The organism is Rhodococcus sovatensis (genome assembly GCF_037327425.1).
In the GTDB taxonomy this organism is placed as follows: domain Bacteria; phylum Actinomycetota; class Actinomycetes; order Mycobacteriales; family Mycobacteriaceae; genus Rhodococcoides; species Rhodococcoides sovatense.
This window is the reverse complement of sequence record NZ_CP147846.1, coordinates 4,295,857-4,319,201: the sequence shown is the minus strand read 5'-3', so window position 1 is coordinate 4,319,201 and position 23,345 is coordinate 4,295,857. Positions and strand designations below refer to the sequence as shown.

The 23,345-nt window shown below is 62.8% G+C and carries 24 protein-coding genes; 8 read left to right on the top strand and 16 right to left on the bottom strand.

Features of this window, described 5'->3' with window-relative positions; genetic code table 11:
* Nucleotides 1-80 precede the first annotated feature (80 nt).
* From WDS16_RS20135 to WDS16_RS20115, 5 genes are read right to left on the bottom strand one after another with little or no spacing between them, the layout of a single operon-like run.
* A complete protein-coding gene (locus WDS16_RS20135; RefSeq protein WP_338887141.1) occupies nucleotides 81-536 on the bottom strand; it encodes a hypothetical protein in 456 nt (151 codons plus the stop codon).
* Nucleotides 537-556: 20 nt separating this feature from the next.
* On the bottom strand, nucleotides 557-1,468 hold the full coding sequence (locus WDS16_RS20130) for an alpha/beta hydrolase family protein (RefSeq protein ID WP_338887139.1): 912 nt from the start codon (nucleotides 1,466-1,468) through the stop codon (nucleotides 557-559).
* Nucleotides 1,465-2,475, bottom strand: coding sequence for a PHP domain-containing protein (locus tag WDS16_RS20125; protein ID WP_338887137.1), 1,011 nt, complete (start codon nucleotides 2,473-2,475; stop codon nucleotides 1,465-1,467). Before WDS16_RS20125 ends, WDS16_RS20130 begins: the two co-directional genes overlap by 4 nt.
* 4 nt (nucleotides 2,476-2,479) lie before the next feature.
* On the bottom strand, nucleotides 2,480-2,953 hold the full coding sequence (locus WDS16_RS20120; protein ID WP_338893548.1) for an RDD family protein: 474 nt from the start codon (nucleotides 2,951-2,953) through the stop codon (nucleotides 2,480-2,482).
* A 20-nt stretch (nucleotides 2,954-2,973) separates the two neighbouring features.
* Nucleotides 2,974-3,624: a hypothetical protein gene (locus WDS16_RS20115; protein WP_338887135.1), complete on the bottom strand. Its 651-nt coding sequence runs from the start codon at nucleotides 3,622-3,624 to the stop codon at nucleotides 2,974-2,976.
* A gap of 142 nt (nucleotides 3,625-3,766) precedes the next feature.
* Between WDS16_RS20115 and WDS16_RS20110 the strand changes: the two genes are divergently transcribed.
* A complete protein-coding gene (locus tag WDS16_RS20110) occupies nucleotides 3,767-4,459 on the top strand; it encodes a YceI family protein (protein ID WP_338887133.1) in 693 nt (230 codons plus the stop codon).
* Here WDS16_RS20110 and WDS16_RS20105 read toward each other — a convergent pair.
* Together WDS16_RS20105 and WDS16_RS20100 are read right to left on the bottom strand one after the other, a co-directional pair.
* Entirely contained in the window at nucleotides 4,440-5,348 is a 909-nt protein-coding gene (locus WDS16_RS20105; RefSeq protein ID WP_338887131.1) for a sterol desaturase family protein, read from the bottom strand. The genes WDS16_RS20110 and WDS16_RS20105 overlap by 20 nt on opposite strands.
* 122 nt (nucleotides 5,349-5,470) lie before the next feature.
* A complete protein-coding gene (locus WDS16_RS20100; RefSeq protein ID WP_338887129.1) occupies nucleotides 5,471-6,307 on the bottom strand; it encodes a phytanoyl-CoA dioxygenase family protein in 837 nt (278 codons plus the stop codon).
* Nucleotides 6,308-6,438: 131 nt separating this feature from the next.
* Here WDS16_RS20100 and WDS16_RS20095 point away from each other — a divergent pair, with 131 nt between their 5' ends.
* The 6 genes from WDS16_RS20095 to tgt all read left to right on the top strand — a co-directional run bounded on the left by WDS16_RS20095 (nucleotide 6,439) and on the right by tgt (nucleotide 15,067).
* Nucleotides 6,439-6,894, top strand: a complete 456-nt coding sequence (locus WDS16_RS20095) for an Rrf2 family transcriptional regulator (protein ID WP_338887128.1) — start codon at nucleotides 6,439-6,441, stop codon at nucleotides 6,892-6,894.
* 102 nt (nucleotides 6,895-6,996) lie between these two features.
* Complete coding sequence (locus tag WDS16_RS20090; protein WP_338887126.1) at nucleotides 6,997-7,674, top strand: TetR/AcrR family transcriptional regulator; 678 nt, start codon at nucleotides 6,997-6,999, stop codon at nucleotides 7,672-7,674.
* Nucleotides 7,675-7,677: 3 nt separating this feature from the next.
* A complete protein-coding gene (locus tag WDS16_RS20085; RefSeq protein ID WP_338887124.1) occupies nucleotides 7,678-9,996 on the top strand; it encodes an MMPL family transporter in 2,319 nt (772 codons plus the stop codon).
* An 83-nt stretch (nucleotides 9,997-10,079) separates the two neighbouring features.
* Nucleotides 10,080-11,810 carry an ABC transporter ATP-binding protein gene (locus WDS16_RS20080; RefSeq protein WP_338887123.1) on the top strand — a complete coding sequence of 577 codons (1,731 nt, stop codon included), beginning with the start codon at nucleotides 10,080-10,082 and terminating at the stop codon, nucleotides 11,808-11,810.
* The gene (locus WDS16_RS20075; protein WP_338893547.1) at nucleotides 11,807-13,714 is read left to right on the top strand and encodes an ABC transporter ATP-binding protein; all 1,908 of its coding nucleotides are present in this window, start codon (nucleotides 11,807-11,809) and stop codon (nucleotides 13,712-13,714) included. Before WDS16_RS20080 ends, WDS16_RS20075 begins: the two co-directional genes overlap by 4 nt.
* Before the next feature lie 111 nt (nucleotides 13,715-13,825).
* Nucleotides 13,826-15,067: a tRNA guanosine(34) transglycosylase Tgt gene (tgt, locus tag WDS16_RS20070; protein WP_338887121.1), complete on the top strand. Its 1,242-nt coding sequence runs from the start codon at nucleotides 13,826-13,828 to the stop codon at nucleotides 15,065-15,067.
* Here the strand turns inward: tgt and WDS16_RS20065 are convergent.
* From WDS16_RS20065 to WDS16_RS20030, 8 genes are all read right to left on the bottom strand, one after another.
* On the bottom strand, nucleotides 15,021-15,782 hold the full coding sequence (locus WDS16_RS20065) for a MerR family transcriptional regulator (RefSeq protein ID WP_338887120.1): 762 nt from the start codon (nucleotides 15,780-15,782) through the stop codon (nucleotides 15,021-15,023). The two genes, tgt and WDS16_RS20065, sit on opposite strands and share 47 nt — an antisense overlap.
* Before the next feature lie 32 nt (nucleotides 15,783-15,814).
* The gene (locus WDS16_RS20060; RefSeq protein ID WP_338887118.1) at nucleotides 15,815-17,308 is read right to left on the bottom strand and encodes an NAD(P)/FAD-dependent oxidoreductase; all 1,494 of its coding nucleotides are present in this window, start codon (nucleotides 17,306-17,308) and stop codon (nucleotides 15,815-15,817) included.
* On the bottom strand, nucleotides 17,305-18,225 hold the full coding sequence (locus WDS16_RS20055) for a ferritin-like domain-containing protein (protein WP_338887117.1): 921 nt from the start codon (nucleotides 18,223-18,225) through the stop codon (nucleotides 17,305-17,307). Before WDS16_RS20055 ends, WDS16_RS20060 begins: the two co-directional genes overlap by 4 nt.
* Nucleotide 18,226: 1 nt before the next feature.
* Nucleotides 18,227-19,063 (bottom strand): SDR family NAD(P)-dependent oxidoreductase, encoded by an 837-nt coding sequence (locus tag WDS16_RS20050; RefSeq protein WP_338887116.1) that lies wholly within the window; start codon nucleotides 19,061-19,063, stop codon nucleotides 18,227-18,229.
* A gap of 251 nt (nucleotides 19,064-19,314) precedes the next feature.
* Nucleotides 19,315-20,061: a queuosine precursor transporter gene (locus WDS16_RS20045; RefSeq protein WP_338887114.1), complete on the bottom strand. Its 747-nt coding sequence runs from the start codon at nucleotides 20,059-20,061 to the stop codon at nucleotides 19,315-19,317.
* A 76-nt stretch (nucleotides 20,062-20,137) separates the two neighbouring features.
* The gene (locus WDS16_RS20040) at nucleotides 20,138-20,275 is read right to left on the bottom strand and encodes a hypothetical protein (RefSeq protein WP_338887113.1); all 138 of its coding nucleotides are present in this window, start codon (nucleotides 20,273-20,275) and stop codon (nucleotides 20,138-20,140) included.
* A 45-nt stretch (nucleotides 20,276-20,320) separates the two neighbouring features.
* The gene (gluQRS, locus tag WDS16_RS20035) at nucleotides 20,321-21,181 is read right to left on the bottom strand and encodes a tRNA glutamyl-Q(34) synthetase GluQRS (protein ID WP_338887112.1); all 861 of its coding nucleotides are present in this window, start codon (nucleotides 21,179-21,181) and stop codon (nucleotides 20,321-20,323) included.
* Nucleotides 21,182-21,347: 166 nt separating this feature from the next.
* A complete protein-coding gene (locus WDS16_RS20030) occupies nucleotides 21,348-21,704 on the bottom strand; it encodes a hypothetical protein (RefSeq protein WP_338887111.1) in 357 nt (118 codons plus the stop codon).
* A gap of 27 nt (nucleotides 21,705-21,731) precedes the next feature.
* Here WDS16_RS20030 and WDS16_RS20025 point away from each other — a divergent pair, with 27 nt between their 5' ends.
* Complete coding sequence (locus WDS16_RS20025; RefSeq protein WP_338887110.1) at nucleotides 21,732-22,349, top strand: dihydrofolate reductase family protein; 618 nt, start codon at nucleotides 21,732-21,734, stop codon at nucleotides 22,347-22,349.
* A 3-nt stretch (nucleotides 22,350-22,352) separates the two neighbouring features.
* On the opposite strand, the gene WDS16_RS20020 is transcribed toward WDS16_RS20025, so the two are convergent.
* Nucleotides 22,353-23,294, bottom strand: coding sequence for a LysR family transcriptional regulator (locus tag WDS16_RS20020; RefSeq protein ID WP_338887108.1), 942 nt, complete (start codon nucleotides 23,292-23,294; stop codon nucleotides 22,353-22,355).
* Nucleotides 23,295-23,345: the final 51 nt, after the last annotated feature.

Genomic DNA, 23,345 nt, shown 5'->3' with positions numbered 1-23,345 from the left:
ACCATTTTTCTCGAGCTAGTACACCGAATCACGCGTGAATTCCGGTCCAAGCATTGCAAAAACGGTGCTAGCTCGCCGCCTCAGCAGCTCCCTTGCCCGGCGGCGTCGAGGCCGCGCAGGATTTCCTGCTGGTCCTCGGGCGGAAGCGTCGACCAGCTCGAATTGGCTTGCAGCTGAGCGGAGATACCGTCCGCAGACTGCTGTCTCGAGACTGCTCCAGTAGCAGCCAATGCGTCGATCGCGGAGATGAACTGCTCGCACGTCTGCGTGTACAGCTGCTCACCGTGGGGCATATCGGATCCAGTAGGGATTTGCGCCTCGTCCGGTATCGCCGCCGCTTCGGACCCCACCGGCGGTGCAGCGGAGACGGGCGGAACAGCGGAGGTGGACGCAGGAGGTTCGACCGTCGTGGACATAGACGACGTCTCTTGCGTCGATGCGGCGGTGGTCGACGAGCTGTCATCGGTGGTGGACTCGTCGCTGCACCCTGCGAGCAGGGCAGCGACTACGACTCCGACAAAGACCATCCGCTTCATGGGCAACTGTGTACCAGAAGTCATCCGAGGGTGGCCGCGTGGGCTGCGATAACGTCGATGGTCGTCCGCCATGCCATCGATCCTTGATCTGTGAACGCGCTGTGCCCTGCACCCGGCACGATGATCGCTTCGGCGGTGTCGCCAGCAGCGGTCGCGGCGTCCGCGTACGCGGTGCTCTGGTTCACTGACACCGTTCGGTCGGCGTCACCGTGTATCGCAGTCACCTCGACGCCGATCGGCAGGTGCTCGATGGGAGAGGCCAGCTGATATCGGTCGGGAACCTGCTGGGGCATACCGCCGAGAAATGCGGGCACCAACGTGTCCCCGCCGATGTTCGCTGCGCGCGCCATGTCGAACACTCCGGCCATGATGGTCGCGGTGCGAGGCATGATGCGTGGCGTCGCGCCGGGGGCCGACGCATCCAGGGTGTGCCGGCCGGCGAGCCACGCGGCAAGTTGACCGCCCGCAGAGTGCCCCGCAACGTGCACACGATCGAGATCGAGCCTGCCGCCGGCTGCTTCCTGCACCGTGTTTGCAAGCGCCTCGGTCGCATTGTCGACATCGGCGAGAGTGTCGCGGAAATTGCCGGTACCCCGGCGATATTCGATATTCCACACTGCGATTCCGCGGTCCGCCACCGCCTGCGCGATCGGATCGAAATAGGTCATGCCGAACTGCTGCTGCCACCCACCACCGTGGACCATGACGACTACCGGGATCTTGTCGGCTCCGTTGTCCGGCAGGTACAGGTCGCCCACATTGTCTTCGCGATCCGGGCCGTAGAGAAGCCGGATCGGCCGGTCGGACAGCGCCGGGACGAGGGCGGGAGAAGGCGTCGCGATGGGCGGGGGACTCGAATGGACGACGGTGTTGGAGCATCCGAGGAGAACGACGAACGTAGCCAGCAGAACCAGAAAGCGGGTCGATCTCACCGATCGCCACCCGTCCAGGCGAGAAGATCCGTCATGGACCAGGTGTTGATGACACGGTCGGCCGGGACCCCGCGGTCCTCCGCGCGAAGGCAGCCGTACCCCTGCCAGTCCAATTGGCCAGGGGCATGGGCGTCGGTATCGATGGCGAACAGGCAGCCGCGCTCGAGCGCGATGTCGATCAGACGCTCCGGCGGATCCTGGCGTTCCGGCCGGGAGTTGATCTCGACGGCCGTGCCGAACTGTGTGCAGCCTTCGAATACCACCTCGGCGTCGAACTTCGATTCCGGTCTTGTTCCCCGTCCTCCCTCGACGAGCCGGCCCGTGCAGTGGCCGAGCACATCCACGTGTGGGTTCGCCACGGCTTTGACCATTCTTCGCGTCATCGTGTCCGAGTCGGCTCGAAGATTCGAATGCACGCTCGCCACAACGACATCCAGCTCGGCCAGGAGCCCTTCGTCTTGATCGAGAGAACCGTCGTCGAGGATGTCGACCTCGATGCCGGTAAGGATCCGGAACGGTGCGAGTTGCTCGTTGAGCTCGGCGATCACGTCGAGTTGCCGACGCAGACGTTCGGCGGTCAGACCGTTGGCCACCGTCAGCCTGGGGGAGTGGTCGGTGAGCGCGCAGTACTCGTGGCCGAGGCGCTTGGCAGTACGCATCATCTCGTCGATGGGACTGCCGCCGTCGGACCAGTTGGAGTGCGTATGTAGGTCACCTCTCAGCGCGGATCGAAGGTCGTTCTCGCCGATCGGTTGGGCCTCGTCACGCTTCTCGACGAGGTACTCGGGCACATCTCCGGCGAGCGCCTGCCGGATGATCAGTGAAGTCTTGGCGCCGATTCCAGGCAGTGCAGACCAGGAGTCTGTGCGTTGCCGTTCGGATCGTGCTGTCTCGCTGAGGGATTCGACCACATCGGCAGCCCGTCGATACGCCTTGACGCGGTGGGTGTCCGCGCGTGAACGCTCGAGCCAGTAGGCGATCTCGCGGAGAGCTTGGATCGGGTCCATGTACCTATTGTCCAGCAGTGGTGTGTGGGTCGATCAGCGGAGTGTTCGGCTGCCAGTCGTACACCACCGCAGTCCGCAGGACAATGTCCTGTAGCGACCTCCGCCGTCGATCAACCGCAACCCACAACAGGCCGAACGCGAACAGGACGCACAGGAACGCGCGCAGCGCCGCGAGGGGCCACCGCACAAGGCCGTGCCGTGGAGTGACCAGCCGAATACCCATCATGATCGCGCCGACGGTACGGCCGGAGCTCGCCCAGCACACGGTGAGATAGAGCATCGACAGTCCGATCAGGACCGACACGGACAGCTTCACAGCGGGGGATTCGAAGCTGAACGATCCTGGATCGAACAGCAACTGGAGAAACATGGATCCGACGTAGGCGGAGCCCATCAGTGCGCAGACGACGAGCAAGTCGATGACGGCTGCGGCGCCTCGGGTGATGATTCCGGCAGGACGCAACTCGTCGGGCAGCATCTTTTCCGGGTGGGGATTTCTCACGTCGACGCCGGACCCGGTTCGCGGCCGAAGAGCCTCCCGACGAAATGGGACACCGCGTCGTCTGCCTGCATGCCCTGACTTCTGACTCCTCGAACCGCCTCGGCGGACAGCGAACCTGTCGAGTCTCTGATGATGTCAGGGAGGTCGACGCCGTCGATGACGAAGTTCGCGAGTGCGATCAGGTCGACACGTGAGATGGCGGTGTCGAGGTCGACTCTGGACACCTGGCGGTCGAGGTCGACGGTGTCCACGACCGCATCGAGGTCGACTCGCCTGATGACGGCGTCGATGTCGACGCGGCGGACTGCAGCGTCCAGATCTACTCGGGCGACAGCTTTGTCGAGGTCGACTCGCTCGACAGCCCGGTTCAAGTCGACGCCCTCGATGATGGCGTCGATATCGACGTTGTCCCGGATCAGACGCGTCAAGTCGATTTCCTCGAGTGCAGCGGCAACGATCTTCACGACGATTGCGCGCAACAATGCGTCGGCGACGACGGTTGCCGTCGCGATGGTTCGTTCGCCGCGCGCGGCCAATGCACGCAGTGGGGACCCGAGGCCGGGGATTCGTGTGAGTGCGCGGGCAGTGCCTGCAGCTGTGGCGACCACGCCGACGGCCACGTCGAGTAAATGAACTTCTTGGGGCATCGGCCTCACCGCCTTGTCAGGTCAAGTGATCATTCCAGTTCGGCGACTGTCGTGTGCATGCAATTCGGCGGACAAATCTCTCAGCAAAATGCCAGGAGCTGAATCCTGCATGGACTTGAAGGTGCAACTAGCATTGGCGGGCATGACAAGGAAATGGTGGACAGTCGGCGCAATCGTCGTCGTGCTGGTGGCACTGGGAGTTACGGTCGGGCCTTGGGCCTACGGAAAGTTCATCGCCGACAGTGACGCACCTGCGGCAACGGTGTCCACCTCGGGAGCGCAGGCGGCATCGACCGACGACATCGACGGCACTTGGACCATCGCCGAGGGAGATGCGTCGAACATGACTGCGGCGGGATACACCGTCGCCGAGGTTCTCAATGGCGCCGACGTCACGGTCGTCGGGACGACGGCGGATGTCAGCGGTGAGGTCACCATCGAGGGCAACTCGCTTACCGCAGGCGAAGTCACGGTGCAGACCAACTCGATCACCACCGACAGTGACCGTCGCGACAGTCAGTTCCGCGGCAACATCTTCGACACTGCGACATACCCGACCGCGACCTTCACCTTCGACTCGCCCGTCGACCTGTCCTCGCTTCCGAAGGACGGGACGACGACAACGGTGACGGCAGAGGGCACTCTCACGCTCAAGGATCAGACGCGCCCGGTGTCGGTCGAGATCGAGGTCCTGCAGTCCGGTGACACCCTGATTGCGTCGGGAAGCATCCCCACAACGTGGTCGGACTTCGGAATCGAGCCGCCGTCGCTCGGATTCGTCACGGTCGAGGGCTCCGGATCCGTCGACTTCCTGATCAACTTGACCGAAGAGTAGTTTCCGTCGTTCGCTCTCCGCTCGGCGACCACCCCGGTGGACCAAGGACGAATCCACACCGCTCACGCCACGACCGCGATGCCGCTACATCCCTTGCGATGGAGCGGTATTCGTGTGTCTGGAGTGTCCAAATGTTGTAGGTGTCGACCGGCTTGGTCAATCCGTAGTGTGGGCGTTCGATCTCGTCCGCGTAGCTACCGAAGATTCGATCCCAGATGATGAAGATGCCGCCGTAGTTCTTGTCCAGGTACTGCGGATCACGTCCATGGTGAACCCGATGGTGCGACGGGGTGTTGAATACGAATTCGATTGCGCGCGGGAGCTTGTCGATACGCTCGGTGTGTACCCAGAACTGGTAGACGAGGTTGATCGAGAATCCGACGAACACCATCCACGGGGGGATCCCCAGTAGTGGGAGCGGAAGCCACATGATGATCTCGCCGCTGTTGTTCCACTTCTGCCGCAGCGCGGTGCTGAAGTTGAAGTACTCGCTCGAGTGGTGGGCTTGATGTGTCGCCCAGATGATGCGAGTTCGGTGCGCGAGCCGGTGGTACGCGTAGAAGAGGAAGTCGACACCGAGAATCAAGATCACCCACGTGTACCAGGCGTCGGCAGGGAGATGCCATGGTGCGACGTACACATAGAGGGCCGTGTACCCGAAAAGTGCGAGGGTCTTCCATGCCGTTGTCGTCGCGATGGATACGACTCCCATGCCGAGGCTCGCTCGGGCGTCGGCACCCTTGTAGCTGCCCTTCGTCCCTTCCTCCAGCTTGATCGCGGCCAGCCATTCGATGGCCAGCAGCAGAGCGAACGCGGGGATCGCCAGCGCCACCGGATCTCGTAGAGGTTCGGGAAGCGTGTTCCAGGCAGAACCGACCCACTCGACCATCGGACAACTCCTCTGCGTGACACCTGAGGTTCAAGTGTAACGCTCCAGGGGTGTCTGGGGCCACAGTTGGTTGCCGGGTAGTGACAGTCTGTTTGGGTCACCGGGAAAGGGGTCACCCACCGTCAGCGGGCGGCATTCTTGATGAACTCTTCTACCCCGACCGCCGGCGCCGTACCCGCGAACCACCCGCCGCGGACGTGGCGGCGCGTGGCCTTGTCGTCGGTGGCGCGGGCGGCGGAGTGCCAGAGATACGCGTCGTGCAGGATGACGTCGCCTCGCTCCACGTAGACGGCCACCTGGCCGGGGATCTTCTCGAATCCGAGGGGCATCGGGAAGGGTGGAGTCATCGAGGAACGCCCACCGGTGGGGCGAGCGGTGTCGGGAACCGTGACGCCGTTGATGTTGCGGTACGGCGCGGGCGTCGCCCATAGATGACTGCCGGGGACGACGCGAAGGAATCCGTTGGCCGGGCTCGTGCCGTCGATGTGAAACGTGAATGCCGTCGAGGGCCAGACGTCGAGACTCGGGCTTGCCTGCCAATCCGAATGCCAGCCGATCCGGGTGTAGCCGGATTCCTTGCCGGGACGTGCGTCCTGGTAGACGACTCCGAATTGTTCGCTGTCTCGAAGCCAGATCTTCTCACCCAGGACGACTCTCAGCACCTGGAGCAGCTGCGGGTCTTCGGCGGCGGAGCGAACGGCGGGGGACAGTTCGTTGATGTACTCGACGTAGTTTGCGAACTTGTCGGCTTTCGCCACCTCGTCGAGGAAGACCGTCGAGCCGTATCGGCTGGGTAGTTCGCCTGCGACGACTTTCGACTGCGCGTCGACGCACTCGCGTTCCATTGCGTCCTGCTGATCGTCGGTCAGAAGATTTCGTAGGACGGCGTACCCGTGCATCGAGTAGAACCACGCGATGGCTTCGGTGTCGGAAGCGTCGAAGACGCCGTACTCGTTCACGCCGAAGGCGCCATGTAATCGATCATGCACAGAAGCTAGTGCCGAGGCGGCAGTTCCGCAGCGCGAGATTCGCCTATTTCCTATTCAAATGGTAGGAATTAGGGTGCCCATATCGGTCGGAGGAGAACGCTGTGCACATTACCGCCAAGGCGGACTACGCCGTGCGAACTCTGCTCGAGCTCGCGGCTTCGGGTGATGCACCAGGCAAAGCCGAAGCCCTCGCCGCCGCCCAGAACATCCCGCACAAATTCTTGGAATCTGTTCTCTCCGATCTGCGCCGAGCGGATCTCCTGCGTAGTCGCAGGGGTCCCGACGGCGGCTACTGGCTCGCGCGTCCTGCAGCGGAGATTTCCGTCGCCGACGTGATCAGGGCTGTAGAGGGGCCTCTCGCATCGGTGCGGGGTCGGCGGCCCGAGGATGTCGACTATCTCGGCCCGGCCGAACCGCTGCAGTTGGTGTGGTTGGCGGTGCGGGCCAACATGAGGGCGGTGTTGGAGGGTGTGTCGCTGGCAGACATCGTTGCCGATGAGATCCCGGCCTTCATCGCCGAGTTGACCGCCGATCCTGCGGCATGGAGCCGACGCTAGGTGTGATCCGACACCCCGTCGGGACGATTGTGTGACGTAATCGACAAGATTGCACAACCGTGCAACATTGCAGAACTCTGCAAGTTCCGTAGCGTAGAGCGCGTGACCGTCAACCCGTCAGGCCTTCGTGATCTGAAGAAGGCTGCTACGCGCGATGCGCTCGGGCAGGCTGCTGTGAAGCTTGCCAAGGACCGTGGGCTCGATTCCGTCACCGCCGACGCCATCGCCGCCGAGGCGGGGGTCTCCACTCGGACCTTCCACAACTACTTCGCCAACAAAGAAGAAGCAGTTCTGCATCACATCGAGGTCTCGGCGCTGGAGTGGTTCGACATGCTGCGGGCCAGACCCGTCGACGAGCCGATCTGGACATCGCTGCGACACGTGGCGGTCCAGATCGTTACCGATCCGGAGCGCGACCTCGCAGAGACATTCGTTGTCGCACAACTCGTCGAATCGACCCCTGGCGTCATGGCACGCAAACTCGAGGTTCATCACTCGCTGACTCGTGTCCTCGGCGAGGCCATCGCCGAGCGGACTGGTACCGACATCGACACCGACCTGTTTCCGAACCTCGTGCAGGTGGCTGCGGGCAGTGCTGTCACGGCTGCTCTGACGATCTGGACCAACAACCCGTCAGGAGATCGCTCACCCAAACAGCTCGTCGAGGACGCATTCGACCAACTGCAGTCCGGACTTCCCGACCCGCGCGAACAAAAAAGCAGCAAACCGAAAAGCAGTGCGCCGAAAACCAGGCCAACCGAAAACTTACCGAGGAGCTGACCAGTGGCCACCTATTTGTATCGAATCGGAAAGTTCGCCTTCCGGCGAAAAGGCATCGTCCTAGCCCTGTGGCTGGCAATCCTGGTCCTGGCAGGTGTGGGTGCGGCGACGCTCTCCGGCCCGACGGCCAACTCTTTCAACATTCCGGGGACGCCCGCGCAGTCGGCGCTCGACCTGCAGAGCGAACGATTCGGCAACGCCGAGGACCCGCTCACCGCGGTCTCGGCCAACTACGTGTTCGCCGCCCCTGACGGCCAGAGCCTGGACACACCCGCGTACACCGCGGCGATCGACGCCACCATCGCCGAGATCGACAAGATTCCCGACGTCTCACCATCGGTGAAGCCCGATGGCCAGAAGCCGCTTGCCAATCCGGTTGCAGGCAACACGGCCATCGTCGATCAGTACAACAAGCTCGCCGAAGAAGACGGCACGGCGCCCGACGTCGCCGCCGCGAACGCTGCAGCGCTCTCGCCCCTGAGCCCGAACGGCAACATCGGTACTGTGAGCGTGCCCATTTCCGTCGAGGCCGCCGACGTCACCGATGCGCTGCGCACGTCCCTCGACGATGCGGCTCAACCGGCTCGCGACGCGGGTCTTACCGTCGAACTCGGCGGAAGCGTTGCGCAGGACGCCGCTCCACCCGGTGGCACATCTGAGCTCGTCGGGTTGGCCGTGGCTGCGATCGTTCTGTTGATCATGTTCGGATCTGCGGCCGCAGCGAGCCTTCCGCTGATCACCGCGATCGTCGGAATCGGCATCAGTAGCCTCGCCATCACCACCGCGTCCGGCTTCTTCGACCTCTCGACGTTCACACCCGTCCTCGCGGTGATGATCGGCCTGGCCGTCGCGATCGACTATTCACTGTTCATTCTTGCTCGATATCGACACGAGCTGACGCTCACCGATGACCGCGAGGAAGCGGTCGCTCGGTCCGTCGGAACCGCAGGTTCGGCCGTCGTATTCGCGGGCGCAACCGTGCTGATTGCACTCGTCGCGCTCCGCGTCGTCGGGATTCCGTTCCTGTCGCAGATGGGCTTGGCAGCAGGCTTCGCTGTGCTGATTGCTGTTCTCATCGCATTGACGTTCCTGCCTGCGATGCTCGGCCTCTACAAGGGCAAGGCGTTCGCCGGCAAGCTCAAATTCGTCAACACCACCGACCCCGAGGATCCGAACGCGGCGCCGACCAACGGTCTGCGGTGGGCGCGGTTCTTGGTCAAGCGTCCAGCGATCGGCCTCATCGGCGGCATCGTGCTTCTCGGTGTCATCGCAGGCCCGACGACCGGCCTGTCGCTCGCGCTGCCGAGTATCGCCACGTCGGACCCGTCGACGTCCGTTCGCAAGGCCTACGACCTCGAACAGGAAGGCTTCGGGCCGGGCAAGAGCGGACCGCTGCTGACGATCGCCGACGCCACCGATGTGGCCGACGCCGATCGCACCGCAGCGTTCGGCCAGGTCGTCGACGCGATCTACGAACAAGACGACGTCGCCAACGCGCAGATCATCGCTGTCAACGAAGCCGGTGACACCGCGCAGATCCTCGTCACACCGTCCAGTGGTCCCAACAGTCAGGACACCAAAGACCTCGTTGCCAACATGCGGGCCGCGGAGTCCGGCGTCAAAGAAAGCACTGGCGTCTCGTACGGCGTGACGGGCCAGACTGCGCTCGAACTCGACGTGTCCGAGCGACTGCAGGACGCGCTCGTGCCGTACCTGGCCGTCGTTGTCGGACTGGCGTTCGTACTGCTGATGCTGGTGTTCCGATCGATTCTCGTGCCCTTGACGGCGACGATCGGCTTCCTGCTCAGCGTGCTCGCCACGTTCGGTGCGACCGTGTTCATCTTCCAGGAAGGTGGACTCGGACTGATCAGCAATCCGCAGCCGATCGTCAGCTTCATGCCGATCTTCCTCATCGGCGTCGTCTTCGGTCTCGCGATGGATTACCAGGTCTTCCTGGTATCGCGAATGCGTGAGGAGTACGTGCACGGCGCTGCCGCCAAGGACGCAGTCGTGAACGGCTTCAAGTACGGCGCACGCGTCGTGACGTCCGCTGCGGTCATCATGATCTCCGTGTTCGCGGCATTCATGGCCGAGCCCGACTCGTTCATCAAGTCGATCGGATTCGCGTTGGCTGCGGCCGTGTTCTTCGACGCCTTCATCGTCCGCATGGTCATCATCCCGTCGGTGATGGCTCTACTCGGCGACAAGGCCTGGTGGTTGCCGAAGTGGCTGGACAAGATCCTTCCCGATGTCGACATCGAAGGCGCGAAGCTACAGAAGTCGCAACCGAAGCACCGCGAGGACGCTACTGCGCAGGCTTGACCTGCCGCTGATGGCCGGAGATCTCGTATGCCCGACAAATTGTGGAGACTGTTACCCATGTGTACGAGTAATCTTCGGCCATCATGCTGATCCCGCTGCTCAAGACTTATCTGGCCCCGTACAAGCGCGCGATCGCCGTACTCGTCGCGTTGCAGTTCGTGGCCACCGCCGCCGCACTGTATCTACCGAGTCTGAATGCGGACATCATCGACAATGGTGTCACCCGCGGAGACACGAACTACATTCTGACGACCGGCGGCTGGATGCTGTTGGTGTCGTTGGTGCAGATCGTGTGCTCCGTGGCGGCGGTTCTGATCGGAGCCAAAGCTGCGATGGGCGCAGGCCGCGACCTACGCAAAGCCATCCTGCACCGCGTCGGGACGTTCTCTGCGCGGGAAGTCGGACAATTCGGCGCACCGTCGTTGATCACGCGCAACACCAACGACGTTCAACAGGTTCAGCTCCTGATCGTCATGGGATTCACCATCGTCGTGATGGCACCGATCATGTGCATCGGTGGCGTCGTCATGGCCCTGCGCGAAGACCTCGGCCTGTCCTGGATTCTGTTGATCGCAGTACCTGGCCTGGCGATCTCGATGGGCCTCATCGTCATGCGAATGGTTCCCGGATTCCGATCCATGCAGGTTCGGATCGATGCGGTGAACCGCGTTCTGCGTGAGCAGATCACCGGAATCAGAGTCGTGCGCGCCTTCGTGCGCGAGCGGAACGAAATCGACCGATTCGCCGTTGCCAACGACTCTCTCACCGAGGCGGCCCTGCGGGTGGGCCGGCTGATGGCGTTGATGTTCCCGACGGTCATGATGATTTCCAACGTGACCAGCGTCGCCGTCATCTGGTTCGGTGGACACGCGATCAACGACGGCACGATGGAAATCGGCGCCCTCACCGCGCTGCTGAGCTACATCATGCTGATTTTGATGTCGGTGATGATGGCGTCGTTCATCGCCATGATGGTTCCACGAGCATCCGTCTGTGCCGACCGAATCAGCGAGGTCCTCTCGACCGAATCGTCGGTGACTCTGCCGAGCAATCCTGAGCAGTTCGCGACCGATCCGGGAATCGTCGAACTGCGGAATGCCGAATTCTCCTTTCCCGGTGCCGAGTTCCCCGTCCTGTGCGGCGTGAATCTCCGCGCCGAGCCAGGAAAAGTCACCGCGATCATCGGTGGTACCGGATCCGGAAAGTCGACCCTCGTCAATCTGATTCCGCGACTCATCGACGTCACCGCCGGTCAGGTGCTCGTCGGCGGAACCGATATCCGGGATCTCGACATCGACACTCTCCGTAGCCACATCGGATTGATTCCGCAGAAGCCGTTTCTGTTCTCCGGAACTGTCGGCTCCAACCTTCGCTACGGCAAGGCCGACGCCACCGACGACGAACTGTGGGAAGCGCTCGAGATCGCACAGGGCGCAGACTTCGTCCGCAAGATGCCCGAGGGATTGGAAACCGAAGTCGCTCAGGGCGGTACGACTGTGTCCGGCGGCCAGCGACAACGACTGGCGATAGCGCGCGCGCTGGTGCGACGCCCGAGCATCTACCTCTTCGACGACTCGTTCTCCGCTCTCGACCTCACCACCGACTCGAAACTACGGGCCGCGCTGAAGCCGGTCATGAAAGATGCCTGCATGATCGTTGTTGCACAACGTGTCTCGACCATCGTCGATGCCGATCAGATTCTGGTACTCGACGACGGTAAACCGGTCGGCCTCGGAACCCACAGCGAGCTGATCGAAACATGCCCGACGTACGCGGAGATCGTCGACTCGCAGCACGCAGTGGCGGCGTCATGACGCGCCCTGGACCGGGTGCGGCACCTGCCGTCGGAGCGCCGGGTACGAAGGCGCTCAACTTCAAGCCGTCGATGAAGCGCCTACTCGGGCTGCTCAGGCCCGAGAAGGTCCTGCTCGGCATGATGCTCGTGTTCGCGATCGCGAGCGTCGTGCTGTCCGTAGCCGCACCGAACATCCTTGGGCATGCCACCAACCTGATCTTCAACGGCGTCGTCGGAGGGCAGCTGCCGTCGGGAATTTCGAAGGAGCAAGCCGTCGGACAGCTCCGGTCCGAGGGCCAAGGGACCTACGCCGACATGGTGTCCGGGATGGATGTCACACCGGGCGTGGGGATCGACTTCTCGGCCGTCGGAAACGTTCTGCTGTTCGTCTTGGTGCTCTATCTGGTGTCGGCGGCGTTGGCCTGGTCGCAGGGATACATCCTGAACATCGCACTGCAACGCACCATCCGCAACCTCCGCGACAGCGTCGAGCGCAAGGTGCATCGGCTGCCGCTGAAGTACTTCGATTCGCACACTCGCGGTGAACTTCTGAGCCGTGTGACCAACGACGTCGACAACGTCTCGACCAGTTTGCAGCAGACGTTGAGTCAGTTGATCACCGCAGTGCTCACGGTGCTGGGCATTCTGGGCATGATGATCTGGATTTCCCCGTTGCTCGCACTCGTCGCAGTGCTGACGGTCCCGTTGTCGTTTCTCGTCACTGCGGTGATCGCCAAGCGTTCCCAACCGCACTTCGTCAACCAGTGGAAGCACACCGGAAAGCTCAACGGACTGATCGAAGAGACCTACACGGGCCACGAACTGGTCAAGGCGTTCGGTCGTCAGGCCGAGGTCGAGCGCGAATTCGGCGATCGCAACGACAAGCTGTTCGAATCGAGCTATCGCGCGCAGTTCATCTCCGGAATGATCATGCCCGCCATCATGTTTCTCGGAAACATCAACTACGTGATCATCGCGGTCGTCGGTGGCCTGCGGGTGGCGTCGGGAACCCTGAGCCTCGGTGAGGTCCAGGCGTTCATCCAGTACTCGCGTCAGTTCACTCAGCCGCTCACGCAGGTCGGGTCGATGGTGAACCTCGTGCAGTCCGGCGTTGCGTCGGCCGAACGTATCTTCGCGCTGCTCGACGCCGATGACGAGGAACCGGATCCTCCCGTGCCCGCTGTTGCGGAGAAGCACCTCGGTCGTGTGGCCTTCGAGAACGTGTCCTTCCGGTACCGCGAGGACCAGCCGCTCATCGAGAACCTCTCACTCGTCGCCGAACCCGGAAACCTCGTTGCCATCGTCGGTCCGACAGGCGCCGGCAAGACGACGCTCGTGAACCTGATCATGCGGTTCTACGACATCGATGCCGGACGCATCACCGTCGACGGTGTCGAGACGCGAGACATGACACGCGACGAGTTGCGCGAGCAGACCGGCATGGTCCTGCAGGACACCTGGCTGTTCGGTGGCACCATCCGCGACAACATCGCCTACGGGGACCCGAACGCGAGCGAGGAAGAGATCCTCGAGGCTGCCCGGGTCAGCTATGTCGACAAGTTCGTGCACTCGTTGCCCGACGGATACGACACAGTGATCGACGAGGAAGGCAACAACGTCAGCGCAGGTGAGAAGCAGCTCATCACGATCGCACGCGCATTCCTCGCCAAGCCACTGATCCTGATCCTCGACGAGGCGACCAGCTCCGTGGACACGCGCACCGAACTGCTCGTTCAGAAGGCTACGGCTGCTCTGCGCAGCGATCGGACCAGCTTCGTCATCGCCCACCGACTCTCGACCATCCGCGACGCCGATCTCATCGTCGTCATGGAGGACGGGCAGATCGTGGAGCAGGGTGACCACGACTCGCTCGTCGGTGCGGGCGGGGCATATCACCGGTTGTACTCCTCGCAGTTCAGTTAGGGGCTGGCTCCGCCGCCAGTGGCACGGGCGGCTCCGCCGCCAGTGGCACGGTTAAGTGCATTGGGGTGCACCTATTCGTGCCACTGGCGCGGAGCGCCTAGGGTCTACACAGTGAGCGCTCCGAACGACCCCTTCTTCAGCATCGACACCCGGCTCGACGACCGACTCGGCCGCACCGGGACGATCCACACCCCGCACGGCGACATCGCGACTCCAGCGTTCATTGCCGTCGGCACCAAGGCGACGGTCAAAGCGGTCTTGCCCGAGGCGATGAAGGAACTCGGCGCACAGGCTGTGCTCGCCAACGCCTACCACCTCTACCTGCAGCCCGGGTCCGACATCGTGGACGAGGCAGGCGGTCTCGGGAAATTCATGAACTGGAACGGCCCGACGTTCACCGACAGCGGCGGCTTCCAGGTCATGTCGCTCGGCGTCGGATTCAAGAAAGTCATCTCCATGGACGCCACCCGAGTCGAGTCCGACGACGTCATCGCCGAAGGCAAGGAGCGGCTCGCGCACGTCGACGACGACGGGGTCACATTCAAATCGCATCTCGACGGGTCCAGTCACCGGTTCACACCCGAGGTGTCGATGCAGATTCAGCACCAGCTGGGCGCCGACATCATGTTTGCGTTCGACGAGCTGACGACTCTGATGAACACCCGTGGCTACCAGGAGATGTCGGTGGACCGGACACAGGCATGGGCACAAAGGTGCGTCCTCGAGCACGAAAGATTGACCGCCGAACGCGTCGGGAAGCCGTATCAGGCACTGTTCGGCGTGGTGCAGGGCGCTCAGTACGAGGATCTACGACGCAAGGCCGCGCACGATCTGGAGACCATCACCGGTGAGACCGGGCGAGGTTTCGACGGCTACGGCATCGGCGGAGCTCTCGAGAAGCAGAACCTCGGCACGATCACCCGCTGGGTGAACGAGGAACTGCCGGAACACAAACCGCGACACATGCTCGGCATCAGCGAGCCCGACGACTTCTTCACCGCTATCGAGAACGGCGCAGACACCTTCGACTGCGTCAATCCCTCCCGAGTGGCCCGCAATGCGGCGATCTACGTCCCCACCGGACGGTTCAACATCAACACCGCGAAGCATCGACGCGACTTCACTCCGATCGACGAGAACTGCGACTGCTACACGTGTGCTCACTACACCAGGGCGTACATCCATCACTTGTTCAAGGCCAAGGAAATGCTGGCGTCGACACTGTGCACCATTCACAACGAACGTTTCACCGTGAAGCTGGTCGACGACATCCGAGAGTCGATCCAGCAGAACAGTTTCCACGAATTCAAGGACGAGTTTCTCGGTCGCTTCTATTCTGCAAAGCGGTCGTGAGGTAGTCGCCGAGTTCGTTCTGCAGGTTCTCGTCGAGGGTGCGGGCGAGGATCGCGGTGACGGAGTGGACCGCGAGTTCACGCATCTTCACGAGCATGTCCGTGGTTGCGCCGACCTCGTCGTCGCCGGGCAACCAGCCTTCGCCGTGTAGATCGACGATGTGGTTCTTCGCGGTGCCGATCATATCTTTTGCAATACCGTCCACCGCAGCGTGGATTCGCTCGTGAACATCGATGAGTTGCCCGATGGTGAAACCGTACTCGGCCAACGACGAGAAGCCGCTGAGCAGTTTCGGATCGGTGAAGATGCAGGTATCACCGTCGACGCGGGCGAGGCCTAGCGCCTGCAATCTCGTCAACTGGTCACTGCCGGTCAATTGGTCACTGTCGCCCAGGAATTCGTTGACCATGCCCAGCGGAATTTCGACGACCTCGTCGTTGGACCACTGCTGGGTGACGGCGTTCTGGAGGCCGAGTACTTCGGCCAGATCCTTGCCGTTCTCCCAGCCGGTGATGAAGTCGCTGATATGCGAGGTAGTGAAACCACGCTGCAGAAGTAGGTCGATGAGCCGTAGCCTCGCCAGATGAACGTCGTCGTAGATCCCGATGCGTCCGCGCTTTTCGGGCGGAGGTAGCAGTCCGCGTTCGCGGTAGGCGCGCACGTTGCGGGTGGTCGTGCCGGCGGCATGGGCAAGATCGTCGATCCGATACTCCACCGAGATTTCCTTCCGCCGGCACGCCCCTGTCGCTATACGGTAGCGGTCAACTCGATCTGCTCGGCCGGCCGGTACTCGCTGGTGGTGTAGTCGTCGTAATCCACCGACTTCAATTGGCCGACGTACTGGCTGGCGAAGCCGGGGAACATCGTCGCGTTGAACCCGTCTTCGGTGAGATACCAACTCGAACACCCGGAATTCCAGGTCGTCTTCTGCAAGCGTCGTTGTAGATCGACGTTGTACTCGCGCTGGCGGTCCTCACGGACATCGAGGATGGAGTTTCGAGCCAACGCGTAGGAGATGGCGTCAACGAGATAGTCGATTTGCGCCTCCATGTAGACCAACGCCGAGCTGTGTCCCGGCCCCGAATTGGGTCCGAAGGTGAAGTACATGTTCGGGTAGCCGGAGACAGCGATGGACTTGTAGGCCCGTGCGCCTGTACTCCATTCGTCCGCGAGGATGCGGCCATCGCGACCGGAAATCGGGACCGGTGTGCCGGTCTTCGACACGTCGAATCCCGTCGCGAACACGATGACGTCGGCCTGGTGCTCGATTCCTTCCACCGTTCGAATTCCCTTTGGTGAGATCCGCGCAATGGGCCAGGTCACGAGCGTGCAATTGTCCTTCTGCAGAGCCGGGTAGAAGTCACTGGTCATCAGCAGACGCTTGCAGCCGGCCCTGAAATCCGGGGTGAGTTGACGTCGTAACCAGGGGTCCTTGACCTGGCGTCGTAGATGCAGTTTCCCGACGGCTTCCACGACGCGAGTCAGCGGCGAATTCCACACCACACCGAGTGCGACCGATTCGTGGCCCCAGAACCAGGCGTTGCGGGCGAGGGACTGGGTGGCGGGGAAGCGGCGATAGACGTCCTTGGTGGCCTGCCGTGTTGCGAAGTTGGTGCGTGGCAACGCCCATCCGGGGGTGCGCTGGTAGACCTTGACGGACCGGGCCACCTTCACCAGTTCCGGCACGATCTGTACTCCCGAGGCCCCGGTCCCGACGACGGCGACCTTCTTGTCGGTGAAGTCGTAGTCGTGATCCCAACGCGCACTGTGAATCTTGTGGCCCTCGTAGGTGTCGAGGCCACGGATCGACGGGAAGCTCACGTTCGCAAGAGGTCCCGACGCCATGACGACGGCGCGGGCTCGCACCGGAGGATGGCCGTCGAACGATATCTCCCACACCGATGCGTTCTCGTCCCAGCGCACACCGGATACGTTGTGACCGAAGTTGAACAGCGGGCGGAGACCGAAGTCGTCGACCATCCGTTCGATGTACTGCAAGATCTCAGCGCTGCCCGAATATGTATGTGACCAATCAGGGTTCGGCGCGAAGCTGTACGAATACAGCCGCGACGGGATGTCGCATGCCGCGCCGGGATAGGTATTGTCTCGCCACGTTCCGCCCGGCTCACGTCCACGCTCGAAGATGGCGATGCAGTCGATTCGCTTCTGCTTCAAACGGATTGCGGCGCCGATACCGGCGAAGCCGCCACCGATGATGGCTACTGACAGTGGCTCGCTCATGCGACGGGCTCGTAGGTGAGTTCCTTGGACCAGGTCGGCTGGGGTCGTAGCAGCCTCTTCGGGTACCTGGCGGTGACCCTGACCAGGGCGTCGGCGAACTTGTGGTACGGATGTGCCCTGTTGATGACGACGCCCGAGTGCCAACTGATGAACCGGAACATCGGCAGGCGTTTGGGGTATTCGCTTCGCTCGCCGACCTTCTTGAACCGTCGCATCGCTGTGTAGAGACGTTCTTCGTCGACGCCCATCGCGACGATGTTGTCGCGCATCTTGTTGAGCAACGGGATGTAACGCAATGTGCCGATGATCAACGACGGGTTCATCCAGGCGCCGACGGTCTCGACGATGATCTTGCGCATCTTCGCGTGACCGAGAAGTTCGATGACCTGGAAATCAACTGCGAGATGCCGTGATTCGTCGGAGTTGATTCTCTTGAAGACCTCCTGACAGACCGGGTCGTCGATCTCGTCGACGATGAATTTCACCAATGCGCCGTCGAGCGCGACCTCGAGCATCGGGATGACGGTGCCCAGCACCGCGAGTGAGGTCTGGTCCGAATACTTGTCGAGCCAGTCGATCACGAGCTTGACATTGACGTTGGGCTGCGGGATCTCGTCACCGTCGAGCATTCCCCACCTGCGCATCAGGGCGAGTTCGGCATTGGCATGCTTCTGCTCCTCCGCATGGAAGTAGGTGTAGATCTCCTTGAGGGTGTCGGTTGGGGCCTTCTGTGCCATGGCCGCGAAGCCGCGCGCACCGACGTTCTCTATCCACATCAGATCGGACATGAAGGGCTTGAGCTTGGTCCACAGCTCAGGGCCGATTGTCTCGGAACCCGGTGCATCCCAGTCGATGTCGGCCAGTGCCCACTGCTTGTCCTTGATCTTGACGAGCATCTCGTCGAAATCGAATGCCATGTCAGACTCCTACCTTTTCGGTGGTTTCCTGCGGTGCGAGGCGTCCCAGTAGCCCGAGCACTCTGGTGTACAGCGCTGGTGCGACGCGTTTGAGGCGCCACACGAGCTTTGCGTCGATCTGCGGGACGACGTAGAGGCGTCCTCGGTCGTACTTGTTCAGGGTGTCCACGGCGATCTTCTCCGGTGTGAAACCCGTCTTGCGCATGAGAGTTTCGGCCAGCTTCGTACCTGTTTCGGTAATTCGGCCGTCGACTGCGACATTGGTTTTGACGAATGTCGGGCACAACACTGTGACTCTCAGGCCGGTGCCGGAGAGCTCGGCAGCCATGGTCTCGGACAGGGACATGACGCCGGCTTTGCTCACGTTGTAGGGCGCCATGAGGGGAGCGGCGGCGAACCCTGCAGCCGACGCGACGTTGATGAAGCCCCCCTCGCCTGCGGCTTTCATGACCGGGGCGAAGGTTTCACACCCGTGCACGACACCCCAGAGGTTGATACCCAGGGCCCAGTTCCAGTCCTCGAAGCCGATCTCGCCGACCGGCTTACCGCCGATGCCGACGCCCGCGTTGTTGACGACGAGGGTGGGCGCTCTGCCGAAGGTCAATTCGGCGAACAGTGCGAGGTCCTCGACCTGTTCGCGCAGCGCAACGTCGCAGACGACGGGGTGGGCAGTGCCGCCGGTGGCGGTGATGAGCGCGACGGTGTCCTCGGCTCGGGGGAGGGAGATGTCCGCGCAGATCACCTCGCCTCCTCGGCGGGCCAATTCGAGGGCGAACGCGCGGCCGATGCCGCTGCCGGCGCCGGTGACGACCGCGCGAGCGTTGTAGGACGGAGTCATGCAATTAGACTCATGCTGATCGTGCCATTTGTCAATGGCTCAATCGATAACGACTTGGTCGTAGTGGCACGGTTGAGTGCGTTGGCGTGCGCTTAATCGCGCCACTGGCGGCGGAGCCGCGGGCGGACTGCTGGGCTGCGGACCTGGCTGCGCAGGTTCCAGCCCACGCGCAAGTTGCAACTTGCGCGTGGGCTGGAACCTGCGCGAGAGGCCGGGGACGAGACCGAATGAGACATTCGGTCAATAAGTCCCTAGACGGACTCCTGGTACGAGGGCTCGCGCTTCTTGATGTACGAGATGACCCTGTACGTGATCGGCATGACCAGCACCTCGACGAGCGTTTTCCACACGAACCCGACGATGACGTAGTTGACGAAGTCAGCCCACGTCGTGATGCCGATGACGCCTGCGGCGATGGAGCAGAAGATGAGGGTGTCGAAGAATTCGCCGACGATCGTCGAGCCGATCAGTCGGGCCCAGAGGTGCTTTTCCTTGGTCCGTTCCTTGATGGCGACGAGGACGAGCGAATTGAGCATCTGCCCCACGAAGTACCCGGCGAGACCGGCGAGAACCAGCCGAGGGACGACGCCGAGGACGGTCTCGAGGGACTCTTGGTTTTCGTAGAAACCCGCGGACGGCAGCTCGATGGTGATCCAGAAGCACGCTGCGGCGAGAATGATCGAGCCGAAGCCCAGGTAGATCGCGCGGCGCGTGGCCTTGAAGCCGTAGACCTCGCTGAGCACGTCGCCGAGGATGTAGGCGAGAGGGAAGAGGAAGAACGCGCCGTCGGTGTTGATGGGCAGGATTTGTAGCGGTCCGAGCATGACGTCGGACGAGGCGAAGAAGGCGACACCTTTGCTGGCGGCCACATTCGAGATCAGCAGCGTCGCGACGAACAGCGCGACGATGGTGGGGTAGTAACCCCGGCTGATGTGGGCGAACGTGGCCTGCCCAGACTCTGTGCCGCCGTCGGGGGCGGTGTGTTCGGTAGTAGTCACCGCTCGATCCAAGCACCGAGACGACGATGGGCGCGAATTCCGCGAGGGACGCGCGCCCATCGAGGCGGATTGCCGATCAGGCGACGCGGCCGCCCACGGTGACGCGGTAGGCGTAGGTCCCGGCGATGATCGTGACCGGAATGGTCACCAGCAGACCGAGGCCGAGCAGGATCGCACCGACGATGTTGAGGCCGAACAGGGCGAGCGCGAGCACAGTGTGTCCTGTCGCATTGCAACGTGATCTCGATCGGTGAGCAGGTCAGAGATTCGAGGGGTCGAACACCCACGGATCACGGGGCACCTGCGTCGGCCTCCAGTGCTCGAGCAGTTCCTCGGCGTTCTTCGCATCGGGCATACCGAGAGAGGCGGTAATGAGCGCCCATGCGTCGGGTCGTTCGCGCAGCGTCACAGCGCCGTCACGTTTGGCCAGACGCTTCCCTTGGACGTTCAGAGCGAGGGGCACATGGACGTAGGTGGCGGGGGTGAGGCCGAGGAGCTGAGCGAGGTAGCCCTGCCGCGGCGCCGAGGTGAGCAGGTCGTCGCCTCTCACGATCTGGTCGACGCCTTGTGCACCATCGTCGACGACGACGGCCAGGTTGTAGGCGGGGACGCCGTCGGATCGGCGGAGGACGAAGTCGTCGACCTGGCCTCGGAACAGGCCGTGCAACTGATCGACGATGGTGAATTCGGTTACCTGCGAACGCAATCGGATGGCCGGTGGGCGGTTCTTTTTGGCCTTCTGTTCGGCGGTGAGGTCACGGCAGGTTCCTGGGTATGCGCCGTCGGGCGCGTGCGGCGCGGATGCGGCCTGCAGTATTTCCCGACGCGTGCAGAAACACTCGTAGGTCATCCCCGCTGCGGTGAGCGTGCGAATCGTGGCGTCGTAGACCTCCCGACGCTCGGATTGCCGCATGATGGGCCCGTCCCAGTCGAGCCCGATGGCGGCCAGGTCGTCGAGTTGGCGTTGCTCGGATCCGGGTTTCACGCGATCGAGGTCTTCGACGCGCATCACGAACCGACGGCCGGTGGAGCGGGCGAACAGCCAGGCCAACAATCCGGTGCGCAGATTCCCGAGATGCAAGTCGCCCGAGGGACTGGGAGCGAAGCGTCCGGCGGGCATGGGAGCAGCTTAGTTTCACGCTCGTTGGGGGTTTGGATGGTGGGCGGTGCCTGACTGGCGGTCGCCGCGCTCGCCACAAGCTGGGATCTGGGCTCGCCACGACCGACTAGATGTTGGCGTTGCAAACTGTCCTTTTCGTAGCTGAGTGATGTGAGCACGAGCGACGTCACCGGGGCACTAGGAATGCCAACCGCCACGCCCACACGTCCGGCGTCGAGGTGGCTAGTTGCTGCTCGGGCGACATCGCGCGGACCGGGGAGTCGTTGCCGTCGTCGACATCCAGGTCCGCGTCGGGACGGTCCTCGCGCCCAGCAGAGCCGAGTCGATGAACGGCGCTCGCCGCCGTTGCCTTCGTCTGAGTACGGCCAGGCGACACTCCCCGGTGAGTTTTCGCTCTGACCGAGGTCCAATCGAGCATGACGACACAGACGGTTTCCGTTCCCGGTGCCCAACAGTGCTCACTGCGGTAGGCGATCTGTAGGACCGCACGGGCAGCCACCCCGGCTAGCTCGCGCCACCACACCGAACACCTATCGAACCAGGAGCCCTCATGGGCCTCATCACGTTGGAGCTTTTCGCCACCCTCGACCTCGTCGCGCAATCACCCGGAAGCCCCGAGGAAGATCCCGAGAACTTCCCCTACGGTGGTTGGCAGGCTCCTCTGCTCGACCAGGTCTCCGGGGCGCAAGTTGCCGCCGCATACGAGGGCACGGATGCGCTCCTGCTCGGACGGCGAACCTACGACATCTTCGCCGGGTACTGGCCGAACCGAAATGATTCGTTCGCGACGTTGTTCAACGCGATACCCAAATACGTGGCCTCGCGCGGCACACCCGATCTGCTGTGGGACGGTTCGACCCAACTCGGACCGGACCTGGTCGTTGCGGTGCGTGAGATCCGAGATCTACACGACCACATCAAGGTGGTCGGAAGCCTCGATCTGGTTCAGACTCTGTTGCGGGAGAAGCTCTTCGATCGACTCGATCTGTGGGTGCATCCCATCCTTCTCGGAGTGGGAAAGAAAGTGTTCGCCGACGGCACCGTGCCCAGCAACCTGACGTTGCTCGAGCCACCGGCCGTCGGCGGCACAGGCACCGTGTACCTGCGCTACGGCCTCGATGCCGGAACCCCGGGAGCCGGCAACATGGACGACGTCCAGGGCGGCTGATCGTCAGTTCTCGCCTAACAGCGCCGAGCGCTGCGCGTCGACTACCGCGCGAATTGCCTCGACCACCGCCGATACCTCCGGCCGTCGCAGTGTCTCGCTGCGGGTGACGAGCCAGTAGGTCAATCGCACCGCGATGGCGTCGGGCAGAATTCGTTGTAGGTCGGGGTGGCGGTCGGCCATGAAGCACGGAAGCAGTCCGATACCCGCAGACGCTCTGGTGGCCTCGACGTGGACGAATACGTTGGTCGAGGTCACCGATTCGCGCATCGTCGGGGTGAAGTTGGGTGCCAGATCGAGATCGTCGACGTGCAGCATCGAGTCGATGAAGTAGATGAACGGGTGCGAGGACAGGTCGGCCGGGATCTGTGGCGTTCCGTGTTCGTCCAGGTAGGTCCGAGATGCGTACAGGCCGAGGCGATAGTCACCGAGTCGGATCGCCTCGGCGCGGTGCACCTGCGGTTGGCCGACGACGATCTCGATGTCCAAGCCCGATCGCTGCTGCGACGCACGCCGGGTGACGGCGACGATCTCCACCGACACCCGAGGATGCGTTCGCTGCACCCGCGCTGCTGCCGGTGCGGCGATGTAGGCGCTGAAGCCGTCGGTCGCCGAAATGCGCACCACACCCTCCAGCGCACCGGCATCGGTCGAGACCAGCGTGCGCAAGGCGTCCTCGACTGCCTCGGCCGCGGTCAACGCGCCGCGGCCCAACTGTGTGAGCTCCCAGCCTCCACCGGCCCGCGTCAGCACTCGCCCGCCGAGCGTGTCCTCGAGCGCGGCGATGCGTCGGGAAATGGTCGTGTGGTTGATCCCCAGGTCGTCGGCCGCGGAACTGTAGCGACCGGTTCGGCTCACAGCGAGTAGCACCAGTAGGTCGTCTGCACTGGGGGTCTTCACGCCACCGAGGGTCATGTCTGCATTTTTGCAGATCTGATCTGCGTTCATGGCTCTTGCGTCGACAAAGATCTGCACCAATACTCAGGACAACCCGCCAAT